This window comes from Streptomyces sp. P17 (assembly GCF_032436805.1).
Classification (GTDB): domain Bacteria; phylum Actinomycetota; class Actinomycetes; order Streptomycetales; family Streptomycetaceae; genus Streptomyces.
Map to the genome: position 1 here is coordinate 1 of NZ_JAVRBF010000568.1, position 300 is coordinate 300.

The 300-nt window shown below is 48.0% G+C and carries 1 protein-coding gene; it reads left to right on the forward strand.

The annotated features are described in order from the left end of the window. On the forward strand, positions 1 to 300 hold a 300-nt coding region (locus RMT89_RS42150), incomplete at both ends, for a hypothetical protein (RefSeq protein ID WP_315889047.1).

Here is a 300-nt window from a genome sequence, read left to right on the forward strand (position 1 = left end):
CATCCCCGTATATTGGCGAAAGTGTTGTCAAAGGTATTGCTGGTGGTCCGAACAAGAACCAGCGAAATACCATGCGATGGGCAATGAAGAATTATACTGAGGGTGTTCCTTTTGTGCAGATGGGCGGTCAGTTGACCTTCCCCGGACATGCTCTCACAACTTATATGACTAATAAGGTTGGTAAGAATGTCATTATTCGAGAGGCATTCGCTGGCAAGGCCCAGATCGAAATGTGGGCACAGCGTTTCATGTACCAGAACTACCCGGATGGTCAGTTCGGTATTGCCAAGGAATGGACGT